Source organism: Azospirillum sp. 11R-A, assembly GCF_049472615.1.
In the GTDB taxonomy this organism is placed as follows: Bacteria; Pseudomonadota; Alphaproteobacteria; order Azospirillales; family Azospirillaceae; genus Azospirillum; species Azospirillum palustre.
Genome location: NZ_JBCEBL010000020.1, coordinates 1 through 15,008, shown reverse-complemented (window position 1 = coordinate 15,008; position 15,008 = coordinate 1). Strand labels below are relative to the sequence as shown.

Here is a 15,008-nt window from a genome sequence, read left to right as displayed (position 1 = left end):
GGACGGCGGTCCCGCGGGGGAACGGTTACCCTTTGAAGCCGGTCAACCTTTGAAGATCGCCTGCATGGTAGAGCCCAGGCTGGCGGGGCTGTCGGCGACGGCGATGCCGACCGACTTCATGAAGTCGATCTTGAAGTCGGCGGTGTCGTTGCCGCCGGAGATCACCGCGCCGGCATGGCCCATGCGGCGTCCCGGAGGAGCCGTGCGGCCGGCGATGAAGCCGACGACCGGCTTCTTGGTGCCCGAGGCCTTGATGAACTCGGCGCCGCGGACTTCGGCGTCGCCGCCGATCTCGCCGATCATGATGATGCCCTCGGTCTCCGGGTCCTTCACGAACAGCTCCAGGCTGTCGACGAAGTTGGTGCCGTTGACCGGGTCGCCGCCGATGCCGATGCAGGTGGTCTGGCCGAGGCCGGCCGCCGTGGTCTGCGCCACCGCCTCATAGGTCAGCGTGCCGGAACGCGAGACGATGCCGATCTTGCCGCGCTTGTGGATGTGGCCCGGCATGATGCCGATCTTGCACTCGTCCGGCGTGATGATGCCGGGGCAGTTCGGGCCGATCAGGCGGGTGGCYGAGCCGTTCAGGGCRCGCTTGACGCGGACCATGTCGAGCACCGGGATGCCTTCGGTGATGCAGACCACCAGCGGGATCTCGGCRTCGATGGCTTCCAGGATCGCGTCSGCSGCGAAGGGCGGCGGCACGTAGATCACGGAGGCGTTGGCGCCSGTCTTCTCGACCGCCTCGGCGACGGTGTCGAAGATCGGCAGGTCGAGGTGCTTGGCSCCGCCCTTACCSGGCGTGACGCCGCCGACCATCYTGGTGCCGTAGGCGATGGCCTGCTCGGAGTGGAAGGTGCCCTGGGCTCCGGTGAAGCCCTGGCAGATCACCTTCGTGTTCTTGTCGACGAGAACAGCCATGTTACGCGGCCTCCTTCWYSRCSKYGRCSACSWTYTYSKYGGCWKCGKCGWSNAGNTTGTCGGCSGASAGGATCGGCAGGCCGGAYTCGGCCAGGATCTTCTTGCCCAGATCGACGTTGGTGCCYTCCAGRCGSACMACCAGCGGMACRTGCAGSTKCACKTCGCGSGCCGCGGCGACMACGCCCTCGGCGATCACGTCGCAGCGCATGATGCCGCCGAAGATGTTGACCAGGATGCCTTCGACCGCGCTGTCGGACAGGATCAGCTTGAAGGCCGCGGTGACGCGCTCCTTGGTGGCGCCGCCGCCGACGTCGAGGAAGTTGGCCGGCTCGGCGCCGTACAGCTTGATGATGTCCATCGTCGCCATGGCGAGGCCGGCGCCGTTGACCATGCAGCCGATGTTGCCGTCGAGCTTGACGTAGTTCAGCTCGTGCTTGGCGGCTTCGATCTCCGCCGGATCCTCTTCCGCCTCGTCGCGCAAGGCGGCGACATCCTTGTGGCGGAACAGCGCGTTGTCGTCGAAGCTCATCTTGGCGTCGAGCGCCAGGATGTCGCCCGAGCCGGTGACGATCAGCGGGTTGATCTCGACGATGGCGCAGTCCAGATCCACAAAGGCCTTGTAGGCGGCCTGGATGAACTTGGCGGCGGCACCGACCTGCTTGCCTTCCAGCCCGAGCGCGAAGGCGACCTTGCGGGTGTGGTAGCCCTGGATGCCGGTGGCCGGGTCGACCGCGACCTTGATGATCTTCTCGGGCGTGTTGTGGGCGACCTCTTCGATCTCCATGCCGCCTTCGGTCGAGGCGATGATGGTGACGCGGCCGGTGGCGCGGTCGATCAGCAGGCCGAGATACAGCTCGCGCTTGATGTCGGCGCCTTCCTCGACATAGAGGCGCTTGACCTCCTTGCCCGCCGGGCCGGTCTGCTTGGTCACGAGAACGTGGTTCAGCATCTCGGCGGCGTTGGAGGCGACCTCCTCGACCGACTTGACGACGCGGACGCCGCCCTTGCCGCCCGGATTGTCCTGGAACCGGCCGGCGCCGCGGCCACCGGCATGGATCTGCGACTTCACCACCCAGACCGGACCGCCGAGTTCGCGGGCGACCGATGCAGCCTCTTCCGGGGTGAAAGCCACGCCGCCGCGCGGAACGGCGACGCCGTACCCCCGCAGCAGATCCTTGGCCTGATATTCGTGAATGTTCATGGTTTTCGTCTCTGTCCCAGTCGGGAATTGTCTTTTGGAGACCGCGGGGAGCCGGGAATTCTTCGGCTGACGGGCGGCGGATTTTTAAAAGTCCGGGCTTCGGCTCCCGCTTCGGCTTTCAGGCGACCGGGAAGGGGACGGTCGGGGAGAGCGGAAGCGGGGATTTTAAAAATCGGCAGGCTTTTCAAACAACGGGTGCTGGCCCCTCCTCCACCCTCTCCCGCCGAAGCGGGGAGGGTTGGGGAAGGAGGCGGAGACTGTTACTCCGCCGCCAGCCGCTCCACGACGCCGATGGCGCCGCTGTCACGGATTTCAACGATTTCACGCTCGCCAAAACCCAGCACGTCGCGCAGGATTTCGTCGGTGTGCTCGCCCAGCAGGGGGGAGCGGGTGACCTCCGTCGGGCTGTCGGACAGCTTGATCGGGTTGCCGACCGTCAGGTAGCTGCCGCGGGTCGGATGCTCCACCTCGACCAGCGTGCCGGTCTCGTAGAGCGACTTGTCCTCGGCGATTTCCTTCATCGACAGGATCGGGCCGCAGGGGATGTCGTACTTGTTGAGAAGGTCCATGACCTCGAACTTGGTCAGGGTCTTGGTCCACTCCTCGACGGTGGCGAAGATCTGCATCAGGCGCGGCAGGCGGGCCACCGGGGTGGCGTAGTCGGGATCGGTGATCCACTCTTCCTTGCCGATGACCTTGCAGATCGACTTCCAGACGGGAGCCTGGGCGATGAAGTAGATGTAGGCGTTGGGATCGGTCTCCCAGCCCTTGCATTTCAGGATCCAGCCCGGCTGGCCGCCGCCCGACGCGTTGCCGGCGCGCGGCACGGTGTCGCCGAACTCGCCGTTCGGGTATTGCGGGTATTCCTTCATCGGACCGTTGGCCAGACGCTGCTGGTCGCGCAGCTTGACGCGGCACAGGTTCAGCACGGCGTCCTGCATGGCGGCCAGCACCTTCTGGCCACGGCCGGTCTCACGGCGCTGGTAGAGTGCGGTGACGATGCCGAGCGCCAGATGCAGGCCGGTGCCGCTGTCGCCGATCTGGGCGCCGGTGACCATGGGCGGACCGTCGTCGAAACCGGTGGTCGAGGCCGCACCGCCCGCACATTGGGCGACGTTCTCGTACACCTTGCAGTTCTCGAACGGCCCGGGCCCGAAGCCCTTCACCGACGCGACGATCATCGCGGGGTTCAGTTCCTGGATACGCTCCCAGGTGAACCCCATGCGATCGAGCACGCCGGGGGCGAAGTTTTCGACCATCACGTCGCAGGTCTTGATCAGCGCCTCCAGCACCTCCTTGCCCTTGGGCGTCTTGGTGTCGAGGGTGATGGACCGCTTGTTGTGGTTCAGCATGGTGAAATACAGGCTGTCGGCGTCCGGCAGGTCGCGCAGCTGGCTGCGGGTGATGTCACCCTCGCCCGGCCGTTCGACCTTGATGACGTCGGCGCCGAACCAGGCGAGCAACTGGGTGCAGGTCGGTCCCGACTGAACATGTGTGAAGTCGAGAATCCGCACGCCCTGAAGTGCCTTGCCCATGTATTTCTCCCCCTGCTTCTTAAGTCGTGTTGGTCGGCCCGGCCGCTTCCCCGATGCCGTCCCTTAGGACGGCATCTTGCGGACCGAGCTGGTCGGGTTCAGGCTGCCGATGTTGCCGCTTTCGGTGCCGGCGGCCGGGTCGATGACGGCGTTGATCAGGGTCGGACGGCCGCTGTCCATCGCCTCGTTGACCGCGCGGTACAGCTCGTCCGGGTTGGTGACATGGACGCCGACGCCGCCGAAGGCTTCCATCATCTTGTCGTAACGCGAGCCGGGGACGAAGACCATCGGCGACGGGTCGTTCCCGCCGGTCGGGTTGACGTCGGTCCCGCGATAGATGCCGTTGTTGTTGAAGATGACGATGCAGACCGGCAGGTTGTAGCGGCAGATCGTCTCCACCTCCATGCCGGAGAAGCCGAAGGCGCTGTCGCCCTCGACGGCCAGAACCGGCTTGCCGCTCTCCACCGCCGCGGCGACGGCGTAGCCCATGCCGACGCCCATCACGCCCCAGGTGCCGACGTCGAGGCGCTTGCGCGGCTCGTACATGTCGATGATGCCGCGGGCCAGATCGAGGGTGTTGGCGCCCTCGTTGACCAGCAGGGCGTCCGGACGCTCCTTGATGATGCGGCGCAGAGCGCCCAGCGCACCGTGGAAGTTCATCGGCGACGCGTTGCTCATCAGCTTCGGCGCCATCTTGGCGACGTTCTGCTCACGCTTGGCGGCGACGGTGGCCATCCAGTCGGTCGGCGGGGTCAGGCCGCCGTCGATGCCCTTCAGCATCACTTCCATGACCGACGCGATGTCGCCGACCAGCGGGGCATGGATTTCGACGTTGCTGTCCATCTCCCGCGGCTCGATGTCGACCTGGATGAACTTCTTGGAGCCGGGCTTGCCCCAGGTCTTGCCCTTGCCGTGCGACAGCAGCCAGTTCAGCCGCGCGCCGACCAGCATGACAACGTCGGCTTCCTGAAGCACCAGCGAGCGGGCGGCACCGGCCGACTGCGGATGGGTGTCGGGCAGCAGGCCCTTGGCCATGCTCATCTGCAGGAAGGGGATGCCGCTCTTCTCGACGAAGGAGCGGATCGTCTCGTCGGCCTGGGCATAGGCGGCGCCCTTGCCGAAGATCACCAGCGGACGCTTGGCGCCCTTCAGCAGGTCGAGCGCGCGGTTGACCGCCTCGGCCGACGGATACTGCGCCGGGGTCGGATCGACCACCTTGACCAGCGACTTGGCGCCTTCCGCGGCGTCCATCACCTGCGAGAACAGCTTGGCCGGCAGGTCGAGATAGACGCCGCCCGGACGGCCCGACACGGCGGCGCGGATGGCGCGCGCCACGCCGATGCCGATGTCCTGGGCGTGCAGGATGCGGAAGGCGGCCTTGCACAGCGGCTTGGCGATGGCCAGCTGGTCCATCTCCTCGTAGTCGCCCTGCTGGAGATCGACGACCTCACGCTCCGACGAGCCGCTGATCAGGATCATCGGGAAGCAGTTGGTGGTGGCGTTCGCCAGCGCGGTCAGGCCGTTCAGGAAGCCCGGCGCCGACACCGTCATGCAGACGCCCGGCTTCTTCGTCATGAAACCGGCGATGGCGGCGGCGTTGCCGGCATTCTGTTCGTGGCGGAACGAGACGACCCGCATGCCCTCGGCCTGCGCCATGCGCAGCAGGTCGGAGATCGGAATACCGGGGACGACATACAGGTTGTTGATGTCGTTGAGCTTGAGCGCGTCGATGACGAGCTGGAAGCCGTCGGTCAGCGCCGGCGCGTCTTCGACAACAGATGCTTCCGTGGCCTGGTTCTTAGTGATCGTTGCAGCCGCAGTAGACATATGGGTGACTCCTCCCCGAGGCTCCAAAAAGGTTCAAAGTTGGTTAGTCGAGGAAGGCGCAATGCCGTTCCACGTACTGTGCGAGACCGAGCGTGTGTTCCCGGACGCGGCGTTCCGCGAGATCGGCATCGCGGGCGGCAAGCGCCTCGATGATGTCCCGATGCTCGTGGATGGACTGGTCGGCACGGTCGCCGAGGCCCATCGTCGCGCGGCGGATCGCACGCATATGGATGAAGAAGCGGTCGGTCAGGTCCGAGATCAGGGTGGAGCCCGAAGCCTGGACGATGCTTTGATGGAAGACGATGTTGGCGTCCGAATACTCGGCGACATGCTCCGCCAGTTCGGCCTTCGTATATTTGTCGAACGCGGCGTGCAGGAGTTCCAGCTTCTCCGTGGTGGCGTTTTCGACGAACAGGCGTGCCGCCATGCCTTCCAGGGCGGCACACACCGTGATCATCTCCACCAGTTCGGCCTTCGTCTTGCGCACCACGAAGATCCCGCGCCGTGGTTGGGAGCGGATGAACCCCTCCTGTTCCAGCAGCGCCATCGCCTCGCGCACCGGGGTGCGGCTGACACCCAACGCCTCGCACAGACGGCGTTCGTCCAACCTGATCTCGTTGCTCTGGCCGTAGATGTTCATCTGCGTGATGGCCTGTCGCAGCGATTGGTAGGCCTTGGCCTTGAAGCTCATCCCCTGTTCGAGGGGTTCGACACTGAATCTTTCCCGGTTCATCACGTTTCCGACCCTTTGCGCGCCGACGCCATCGGCGCCGCTTGTTGTCGTGAGCGTTGTTCGTGCGAGCGTTCGGACGATCGCCCTGGCCCTTGGTACTGAGTGGCGCGTCGTTTTTGAATTATCGATACGGTATACCAGATGCCAGACACCCGCAAGGCCAATTGCGGGCACCTCGAACTATTTCTGCTGCCGACGGAGTTACGTCTGATTCTGTTCGATTTTTCTGGCTATTGCGCGGTAATCGCCCTAATTTGGCCGCTCAGGATCGCTCATAGCGAAGGAACCCGCGCATGGCCGAAACCCAGCAACTGGCCGGGGCCGCAGACAAGACACCCTCCGGCGCGGCGGAAGAGGCGTCGGATCCGAACTTCATGACCTCGCTGGCGCGTGGATTGTCGGTGATTCGCGCCTTCACCGAGCGCGAACCGAACCTGACCATCGCCGACATCGCCAAGATCACCGGCCTGCCGCGGGCGGCGGCGCGGCGCTGCCTGCTGACGTTGATGCAGCTGGGCTATGCCGGGTCGGACGGACGGACCTTCCATCTCAAGCCGAAGATCCTGGCGCTCGGCTATTCCTTCCTGTCGTCAGCCCCGCTGGCGACGATCCTCGACCCGCTGATCGAGCAGGTCAGCGGGGCAGTGCAGGAATCCTGCTCCGCCGCCGTGCTGGACGAGGACGACGTGGTCTATATCGCCCGTGCGGCGACCAAGCGGATCATGTCGGTCGGGCTGAATGTCGGCAGCCGCCTGCCGGCCTACTGCACCTCGATGGGGCGGGTCCTGCTGGCGGCGCTGCCGGAGGCGGAGCTGAACGCCTATCTGGCGCGGGTGCCGCTGAAGCCCTTCACCGAACGGACGATCACCGCGCCCGACGCGCTGAAGCGCGAGCTGGAACGGGTGCGCGACCGCGGCTTCTCGCTGGTCGACCAGGAGCTGGAGCTGGGGCTGCGCTCCATCGCCGTGCCGATCAGCACCGCCGCCGGCGGGGTGGTGGCGGCGATGAACATCAGCGCCCAGGCCGCCCGCGTCACCTGCCCGGAGATGGAGGTGCAGTTCCTGCCCCACCTGCACCGCGCGTCGGAGGAGGCGCGCGTGCTTCTGGTGCGCTCGCGCGGGGTGTGAGGCCAGCCTTCCCGACCGGCCCGCCCGCCGCTGCGCCCCGTCACTGTGCTTTGATCAGCATCTCCTGCAGATTGCGGTTGATCGCCTCAACGCCGTTCCGGGCTTCCCGCATGTTCGCCGCGACGCCGTCGCTGAGCGACATCTGTTCCTCGGCACCGGCGGCAACCCCATGGACGGTCGATTTCACGCTGTCGACTGACCGGGCGATGCCGCCCAGCGCCTCCACCACCTGACGGACGACCTCCTGCATGGCGACGATCTCGACGCCGATCCGCTCGGTGGCGCCGGAGGTCTGTTCGGCCAGCGATTTCACCTCGGTCGCCACGACTGCGAAGCCGCGGCCGGCCTCGCCCGCCCGCGCCGCCTCGATGGTGGCGTTCAGCGACAGCAGCTTGATCTGCGAGGCGATGGCGTCGATGAACTTCGCCACACCGTCCATCGCCGCCGCGGCCTCGTTCAGCCGGCCGGTGGCACTGTCCGCCGCGGAGGTCCGGCGGTCGATCTCGTCCACCACCTTGCGCGATGCCAGGATGTCGGTGGAGATCTGAGTCGCGGAGCCGCACATCCGTTCGACCGAATCGCCGACTTCAATCACCTTCTGAACCGTCCGCTTGGAAAACTCGATGGCTTCCAGACGTGACTTGATCATGCCGGTCACATCGGTGGCGAACTTCACCACCTTCAGCACCTCTCCGGTCTCGGACAGCACCGGATTGTAACTGGCGTTGATCCAGACGTCGGACCCGTTCCTGGCCCGGCGGCGGTAGAGAGAGGTGTGGAATTTCCCGCTGCGCAGGATCTCCCAGAACTGGCTGTATTCGGCGCTGGCCTGCTGTTCCGGCGATACGAACAGGCGATGGTTCTGCCCGACCACCTCGTCCAGCCGGTATCCCATCGCCTTGAGGAAGTTGTCGTTGGCGTCGAGGATCGTGCCGTCCGGCTTGAAATGGATCACCGCCTGCGACCGGTTGATCGCTTCGATCTGGGCGCGGAAGTCGGCGTTGCGAAGCCGCTGCTCGGTCACGTCGGTCGCGAACTTCACGATCTTCCACGGTTTTCCGGTCGGGTCGAGGATCGGCGTATAGGTCGCCTGAATCCAGACCTGCGCGCCGCTCTTGGTCAGGCGCCGGAACTCGCCGCTCTGATGCTCGCCCCGGCCGAGCTTGTCCCAGAAGGCTGCATAAGCCGGTTCGGCGGCATCCGCCTTGTCGAGAAACATCCTGTGATGTCGCCCTTGCAGTTCCTCCAACCGATACCCCGTCAGATCGAGAAAACGCTGGTTGGCCGTCTGGATGGTACCGTCCAGCGCGAACTCAATCACCGCCTGCGACCGGTCGATGGCGGCGAGCTTGCCGTTCGAATCGGCTGCCCTCAGCTTTTCGTCGGTAACGACGGTGGCGAACTTGACGACACCGGTCACCCGCCCACTGGCTCCCAGAACCGGGTTGTAGGTGGCGCGCAGCCAAATCTCTTCGCCAAACCGGGTGATGCGCCGGTATTCCGCAGATTGGAAGCGGCCGGCCCGCAACTCGTCCCAAAAACGCCGGTAGTCCGCACCTCCGGCCTCGACCGGATCCACGAACTTCCGGTGATGCTGGCCTCTCACCTCCTCAAGGCTATAGCCCATCGCGTCCAGAAAGATCCTGTTCGCGTCGACCACCACGCCGTCCATCGTGAATTCAACGATGGCCTGAGATTTGTCGAGTGCATCCAGCTTGGCCCGATCGTAGCTGGTGCTCTTGGTGAACAGAAACATAGCTATTTCCCCATCCTTTTGTCGGGCCGGACGGGTGTGTGAGATTCACGGAACGCTGGTTCATAAGTTCATTTCTCGTGCACAGCAGAAAAACAACTGAGAAATGAAGCTAAGATACCCAACGATACGACACCAACATACGGCAGTCCTCATTTTAAAGGATGGAGACCCACATTCGACCAGTCGGGACCACCCCTAATGACCACCACCAAACATTACACAATGGTGTCTGCCGATATGGATATCAGGGCGGATTTAATCTTTGGAACCATGCAATCGGCAAAGGCTCTCACCTTTGCCGGAACCAGCGCGCGATGGGGATAGAGCACGGCCAGCGTCACCGGCTCCGGCGGAAAATCGGGCAGCACCGGCACCAGGGCGCCGCTGGCCAGATGCTCCGCCACCTCCCACAACGGCTTCATGGCGATGCCGCGCCCGTCAAGCGCCCAGCCGGTCAGCACGTCGCCGTCATCGGCATCGAAGCGGCCCGACACCGGCAGCTTCACCGGCTCGCCGCCCTCTAGCACGCTCCATTGATATTGCTGGGTGCCGGGAAAGCGCAGAAGCAGGCAATTGTGGCCGGACAGGTCCGCCGGCCTTTCCGGCCGTCCGCGCTCCGACAGGTAGGAGGGGGCGGCCACCAGCACGCGGCGCACGTCGGCAATCTTGCGCACGACGAAGCTGGAATCCTTCAGCGCCGCCATCCGCACCGCCACGTCGACCGCCTCGCGCAGCAGGTCGAGCAGATGGTCGGACAGGCGCAGCCGCACCTCCACCAGCGGGTGGGCGGCGCAGAAGTCCGGCACCAGCGGCGCCAGGATGCGGCGGCCGAAGCCCAGCGGCGCCGTCACCCGCACGCTGCCCGACGGCACGCCGGAGCCGGCGGCGATGCTGCTGTGCGCCCGCTCCACCGCTTCCAGCACCTCAAGGCAGCTCTGGTAGAAATCCATGCCGGTCTCGGTCGCCTGCAACTGCCGCGTCGTGCGGTTCAGCAGCCGGACGCCGAGATGGGTTTCCAGCTGCTGGATGCGGTGGCTGACCATGGCCGGCGACATGCGCAGGTTCCGCCCGGCGGCCGACAGGCTGCCCAGTTCGACGACGCGGACGAAGATGCGCATGTTCTCAAGCAACGCCATGCTCGCGCGGGCTCCCTGCCGGACGATTGGGCCGGACCGATGGGTTTACGGATCGGCACGGACGCTAGCACGGGTGTCGCGGAGAGGGAATTTCCGCGACGCAGCAAGCCCGCCCAAACGAAAACCGCCGGAGCGCGACGGCGCCCCGGCGGTTTCTGATCGGACGGGATGGAACCGGCAGAAACGGGTCGTCAGACCAGAACGGTCTCGCTCTCGTCCACCGGCAGGTCCAGCGTCTCCTCGAACTCGGTGACGCTGTCGATGTCGGCGCCCATGGAGATGTTGGTCACCCGCTCCAGCACCAGCTCGACGACGACCGGCACCTGATACTGGTCCATCCAGGCCTGGGCCTGGGTGAACGCCTCCTGGATGCGGTCGGGCTCGGTGACGCGGATCGCCTTGCAGCCCAGCCCCTCGGCCACCGCGACGTGATCGACGCCATAGACGCCGATCTCCGGCGCGTTGATGTTCTCGAAGGACAACTGCACCTGGAAGTCCATCTGGAAGGCGCGCTGCGCCTGCCGGATCAGGCCGAGATAGGCGTTGTTCACCAGCACATGAATGTAGGGCAGCTTGTGTTGGGCGCCGACCGCCAGCTCCTCGATCATGAACTGGAAGTCGTAGTCACCGGACAATGCCACGATGCGACGCTTCGGATCGGCCACCCGGACGCCGAGCGCCGCCGGCAGGGTCCAGCCCAGCGGGCCGGCCTGGCCGCAGTTGATCCAGTGGCGCGGCTTGTAGACGTGCAGGAACTGCGCGCCGGCGATCTGCGACAGGCCGATGGTGGTGACGTAGGTGGTGTCCTGGCCGAAGGCGCTGTTCATCTCCTGATAGACGCGCTGCGGCTTCATCGGCACCTGATCGAAGTCGCTGCGGCGGTGCATCGACCGCTTGCGGCCCTGGCAGTCCTTGACCCAGCCGCCGAGATCCTTGAAGCGCCCCTCGGCCTTCCACTCCTTGGCGACCTCGATGAACAGGTCGAGCGCCGCCCCGGCGTCCGACACGATGCCGAGGTCGGGCATGAAGACGCGGCCGATCTGGGTCGGCTCGATGTCGACATGCACGAACTTGCGGCCCTTGGTGTAGACCTCGACCGAGCCGGTGTGGCGGTTGGCCCAGCGGTTGCCGATGCCCAGCACGAAGTCGGACTTCAGCATCGTCGCGTTGCCGTAGCGGTGGGCGGTCTGCAAGCCCACCATGCCGGCCATCAGCGGATGGTCGTCGGCAATGGTGCCCCAGCCCATCAGCGTCGGGATCACCGGCACGCCGAGCAGCTCGGCGAACTCCACCAGCTTGTCGGAGGCATCGGCGTTGACGATGCCGCCGCCGGCCACGACGAGCGGACGTTCCGCTGCCGCGAACATCGCCAGCGCCTTCTCGACCTGGGCACGGGTGGCCGCAGGCTTGTAGACCGCCAGCGGCTCGTAGGTCTCGTCGTCGAACTCGATCTCGGCCATCTGGACGTCGATGGGCAGGTCGATCAGCACCGGGCCGGGACGGCCGCTGCGCATCAGGTGGAAGGCCTGCTGGAAGACGTAGGGCACCTGCGCCGGCTCCAGCACGGTCACTGCCCATTTGGCGACGGGCTTGGCGATGTCGGCGATGTTGATCGCCTGGAAATCCTCCTTGTGCAGGCGGGCGCGCGGCGCCTGGCCGGTGATGCATAGGATCGGGATCGAGTCCGCAATCGCCGAATAGAGGCCGGTGATCATATCGGTGCCGGCCGGGCCGGAGGTGCCGATGCACACGCCGATGTTGCCGGCATTGGCCCGCGTGTAGCCTTCGGCCATGTGCGAGGCGCCCTCGACATGGCGGGCCAGCACATGGCGCATCGTGCCGCGCCGCTGCATCGCCGCATAGAAGGGGTTGATCGCGGCGCCCGGGACGCCGAAGCAGACGTCGATGCCCTCCCGCTCCAGCACCCGCACCGCCGCTTCCGCCGCCGTCATTCTCGCCATCGCTCGACTCCTCACCAAACGCGATTGTTGCTGAAGACAGCTAAGCGCGCGGATGGTGGGTACGGCAAATCAACGGGTTGCCTTTTCCACAGGCTGGAAAGCGGTGCCGAATGGGGAAGAGCCTCAGCTGCCGCGATACGTCGAATAGGCCCAAGGCGAAACCAGCAGCGGCACATGGTAATGCTGGGACGCGTCCTTGATGCCGAAGCGCAGCGGCACCTCGTCGATGAAGTCCGGGCCATCCCCCAAGATCACGCCGATGCGGCGGAAATACTCGCCGGCCATGAACAGCAGTTCGTAGCGGCCGGTCTTGAAGTCCTCGCCCTGGAGCGCCGGAGCGTCGAGCCGGCCGTCGGCATTCGTTGTGAACTCGCCGAGAACGGCGCCGCTGTCGAGCGAGGTCAGGCGGATGCGCATGCCCGGCGCCGGACGGCCGGCGGCGATGTCGAGGACGTGGGTGGTCAGGCGGCCCATGGGTGCGGTCTCCGCGACGGTGCGAGTTCGGACCCACAGCTTAAGCGCATCCGCCCTGCCCTGCCCACCCGTCCAGATCCGGAAACTGTCTTCGGCCGCCGGAAGGCAATCGGCCGGTTGAACCCCCTGCCGCCAATGGCTTAGCGTAGGTTCCGCTTCGACCGCAGCGCGAAAAGGGCGAGACGACGATGACCGGCACCGCTTATCCCCGCGACATGATCGGCTATGGCGCCACCCCGCCGCAGGCCAACTGGCCGGGCGGCGCCCGGGTGGCGGTGCAGTTCGTCATCAATTACGAGGAGGGCGGCGAGAACTGCGTCCTCCATGGCGACGCCGCGTCGGAGGCCTTCCTGTCGGAGATCGTCGGCGCCCAGCCGATCCCCGGCGCCCGCCACATGAACATGGAGTCGATCTACGAATACGGCTCCCGCGCCGGCTTCTGGCGGCTGCACCGCCTGTTCACCGAGCGCAACCTGCCGGTCACCGTCTATGGCGTCGCCATGGCGCTGGAGCGCAACCCCGAAGTCGTCGCCGCCATGAAGGCCGCGGGGTGGGAGATCGCCACCCATGGCTGGCGCTGGATCGACTACCAGCATCTGCCGGCGGAGGTGGAGCGCGAGCATATGCTGCGCGCCATCGAGGTCCACACCCGCGTGACCGGCGAGCGGCCGCTCGGCTGGTATCTCGGGCGGTGCAGCCCCAACACTTGGCGGTTGGTCGCCGAGGAGGGCGGCTTCCTCTACAACGCCGATTCCTACGCCGACGACCTGCCCTATTGGGACGACAGCCATGGCCGGCCGCAGCTGATCGTGCCCTACACGCTCGACGCCAACGACATGCGCTTCGCGACGAACCAGGGCTTCAACAGCGGCGACCAGTTCTTCGCCTACCTGAAGGACAGCTTCGACACGCTTTATGCGGAAGGCGAGACGGCGCCGAAGATGATGTCCATCGGCCTGCACTGCCGTCTGGTCGGGCGTCCCGGCCGCGCAGCGGCGCTAGCGCGTTTCCTCGACTATGTGCGCAGCCATGACAAGGCGTGGGTGGCGACGCGGCTCGACATCGCCCGCCACTGGATCGCCGAACACCCCTACACCGCGAAGTGAGAGCGCAGATGCCCTACAGCATGGACGATTTGAACCGGATGGACCGCGCCGAATTCGTCGCGGCGCTGGGTGCCGTGTTCGAGGACAGCCCCTGGGTGGCCGACGCCGCCTGGGACAAGCGCCCGTTCGCCGATGCCGCGGCCTTGCGCGCGGCGATGACCGGCATCGTGCGGGCGGCGGGGACGGAGCGGCAGCGCGCGCTGATCCTGTCCCACCCCGACCTTGCCGACCGCGCCAGCCGCCCGGCCAACCTGACCGCCTTCTCCCAGACCGAACAGGCAAGGGCCGGCCTGAACGAACTGACCGAGGCAGAGGCCCAGGAGCAGCGCGAGCTGAACCGCGCCTACCGCGAGCGCTTCGGCTTCCCCTTCATCATGGCGGTGCGCTTCAGCAGCAAGCAGGAGATCCTGGCGGCGATGCGCGAGCGCGTGGCGAACGAGCCGGAGGTGGAGTTCGGCCGGGCGCTGGAGGAGATCTACAAGATCGCCGGTTTCCGGCTGGACGATCTGGTGACGGGATAACGCCAGATCCATAAACGAAAAAGCGCGCCGCCCCAGCCGGAGCGGCGCGCTTTCTTTTAACAGCAGTCGTTACGCTTCCATCGCCTTGACGACCTCTTCGGTGACCTTCTTGGCGTCGCCGAACAGCATCATGGTGTTGGGGCGGAAGAACAGCTCGTTCTCGACGCCGGCGTAACCGGCGGCCATGCCGCGCTTGATGAAGAACACCGTCTTGGCCTTCTCCACGTCGAGGATCGGCATGCCGTAGATGGCGCTCGTCGGGTCGGTCTTGGCCGCCGGGTTGGTCACGTCGTTGGCGCCGATGACGAAGGCGACATCCGCCGTGCCGAAGTCACGGTTGATGTCCTCCAGCTCGAACACCTCGTCGTAGGGCACGTTGGCCTCGGCCAGCAGCACGTTCATGTGACCGGGCATGCGGCCCGCCACCGGGTGGATGGCGTACTTCACGTCCACGCCCTCGTGCTTCAGGCTGTCGGCCATCTCACGCAGCGCATGCTGGGCCTGGGCCACCGCCATGCCGTAGCCCGGCACCACGATCACCGACTGGGCGTTCTTCATGATGTAGGCGGCATCCTCCGCCGAGCCGGCCTTGACCGAGCCCTGCGGACCCTTGGCGGGACCGCCGGCCGCGGCACTCTCGCCGCCGAAGCCGCCGAGGATGACGTTGAAGATCGAGCGGTTCATGCCCTTGCACATGATGTAGGACAGGATGG

Annotated in this window: 12 protein-coding genes and 1 pseudogene; 3 read left to right on the top strand and 10 right to left on the bottom strand. The window is 65.9% G+C overall.

Annotation, left to right across the window (positions count from 1 at the left end; genetic code table 11):
* Positions 1-42 precede the first annotated feature (42 nt).
* The 5 genes and pseudogenes from sucD to VH569_RS23500 all read right to left on the bottom strand — a co-directional run bounded on the left by sucD (position 43) and on the right by VH569_RS23500 (position 6,214).
* Positions 43-918, bottom strand: coding sequence for a succinate--CoA ligase subunit alpha (gene sucD / locus VH569_RS23520; RefSeq protein ID WP_423318392.1), 876 nt, complete (start codon positions 916-918; stop codon positions 43-45).
* A gap of 1 nt (position 919) precedes the next feature.
* Positions 920-2,119 (bottom strand): annotated as a pseudogene (gene sucC / locus VH569_RS23515) (ADP-forming succinate--CoA ligase subunit beta).
* A gap of 260 nt (positions 2,120-2,379) precedes the next feature.
* Positions 2,380-3,654: a formyl-CoA transferase gene (gene frc / locus VH569_RS23510; RefSeq protein ID WP_109048363.1), complete on the bottom strand. Its 1,275-nt coding sequence runs from the start codon at positions 3,652-3,654 to the stop codon at positions 2,380-2,382.
* A gap of 63 nt (positions 3,655-3,717) precedes the next feature.
* Positions 3,718-5,481: an oxalyl-CoA decarboxylase gene (gene oxc, locus VH569_RS23505; protein WP_391346873.1), complete on the bottom strand. Its 1,764-nt coding sequence runs from the start codon at positions 5,479-5,481 to the stop codon at positions 3,718-3,720.
* 43 nt (positions 5,482-5,524) lie between these two features.
* Positions 5,525-6,214 (bottom strand): GntR family transcriptional regulator, encoded by a 690-nt coding sequence (locus VH569_RS23500; protein WP_423318390.1) that lies wholly within the window; start codon positions 6,212-6,214, stop codon positions 5,525-5,527.
* A gap of 293 nt (positions 6,215-6,507) precedes the next feature.
* Here VH569_RS23500 and VH569_RS23495 point away from each other — a divergent pair, with 293 nt between their 5' ends.
* A complete protein-coding gene (locus VH569_RS23495; RefSeq protein ID WP_376960873.1) occupies positions 6,508-7,341 on the top strand; it encodes an IclR family transcriptional regulator in 834 nt (277 codons plus the stop codon).
* Between the two features lie 40 nt (positions 7,342-7,381).
* Here the strand turns inward: VH569_RS23495 and VH569_RS23490 are convergent, their stop codons facing one another.
* The 4 genes from VH569_RS23490 to uraH form a co-directional block, all read right to left on the bottom strand.
* A complete protein-coding gene (locus VH569_RS23490) occupies positions 7,382-9,097 on the bottom strand; it encodes a methyl-accepting chemotaxis protein (RefSeq protein ID WP_423318388.1) in 1,716 nt (571 codons plus the stop codon).
* Between the two features lie 215 nt (positions 9,098-9,312).
* Entirely contained in the window at positions 9,313-10,233 is a 921-nt protein-coding gene (locus VH569_RS23485; RefSeq protein ID WP_423318386.1) for a LysR family transcriptional regulator, read from the bottom strand.
* Positions 10,234-10,424: 191 nt separating this feature from the next.
* Entirely contained in the window at positions 10,425-12,194 is a 1,770-nt protein-coding gene (gene gcl, locus VH569_RS23480; protein WP_109048359.1) for a glyoxylate carboligase, read from the bottom strand.
* Between the two features lie 123 nt (positions 12,195-12,317).
* Positions 12,318-12,668, bottom strand: a complete 351-nt coding sequence (uraH, locus tag VH569_RS23475) for a hydroxyisourate hydrolase (RefSeq protein WP_423318384.1) — start codon at positions 12,666-12,668, stop codon at positions 12,318-12,320.
* Between the two features lie 188 nt (positions 12,669-12,856).
* On the opposite strand from uraH, the gene puuE reads away from it, so the two are divergent.
* Entirely contained in the window at positions 12,857-13,774 is a 918-nt protein-coding gene (gene puuE / locus VH569_RS23470) for an allantoinase PuuE (RefSeq protein ID WP_423318383.1), read from the top strand.
* A gap of 8 nt (positions 13,775-13,782) precedes the next feature.
* Positions 13,783-14,295, top strand: a complete 513-nt coding sequence (gene uraD, locus VH569_RS23465) for a 2-oxo-4-hydroxy-4-carboxy-5-ureidoimidazoline decarboxylase (protein WP_423318382.1) — start codon at positions 13,783-13,785, stop codon at positions 14,293-14,295.
* 69 nt (positions 14,296-14,364) lie between these two features.
* On the opposite strand, the gene VH569_RS23460 is transcribed toward uraD, so the two are convergent.
* On the bottom strand, positions 14,365-15,008 hold a 644-nt coding region (locus tag VH569_RS23460), incomplete at its 5' end, for an NAD(P)(+) transhydrogenase (Re/Si-specific) subunit beta (protein WP_423318380.1).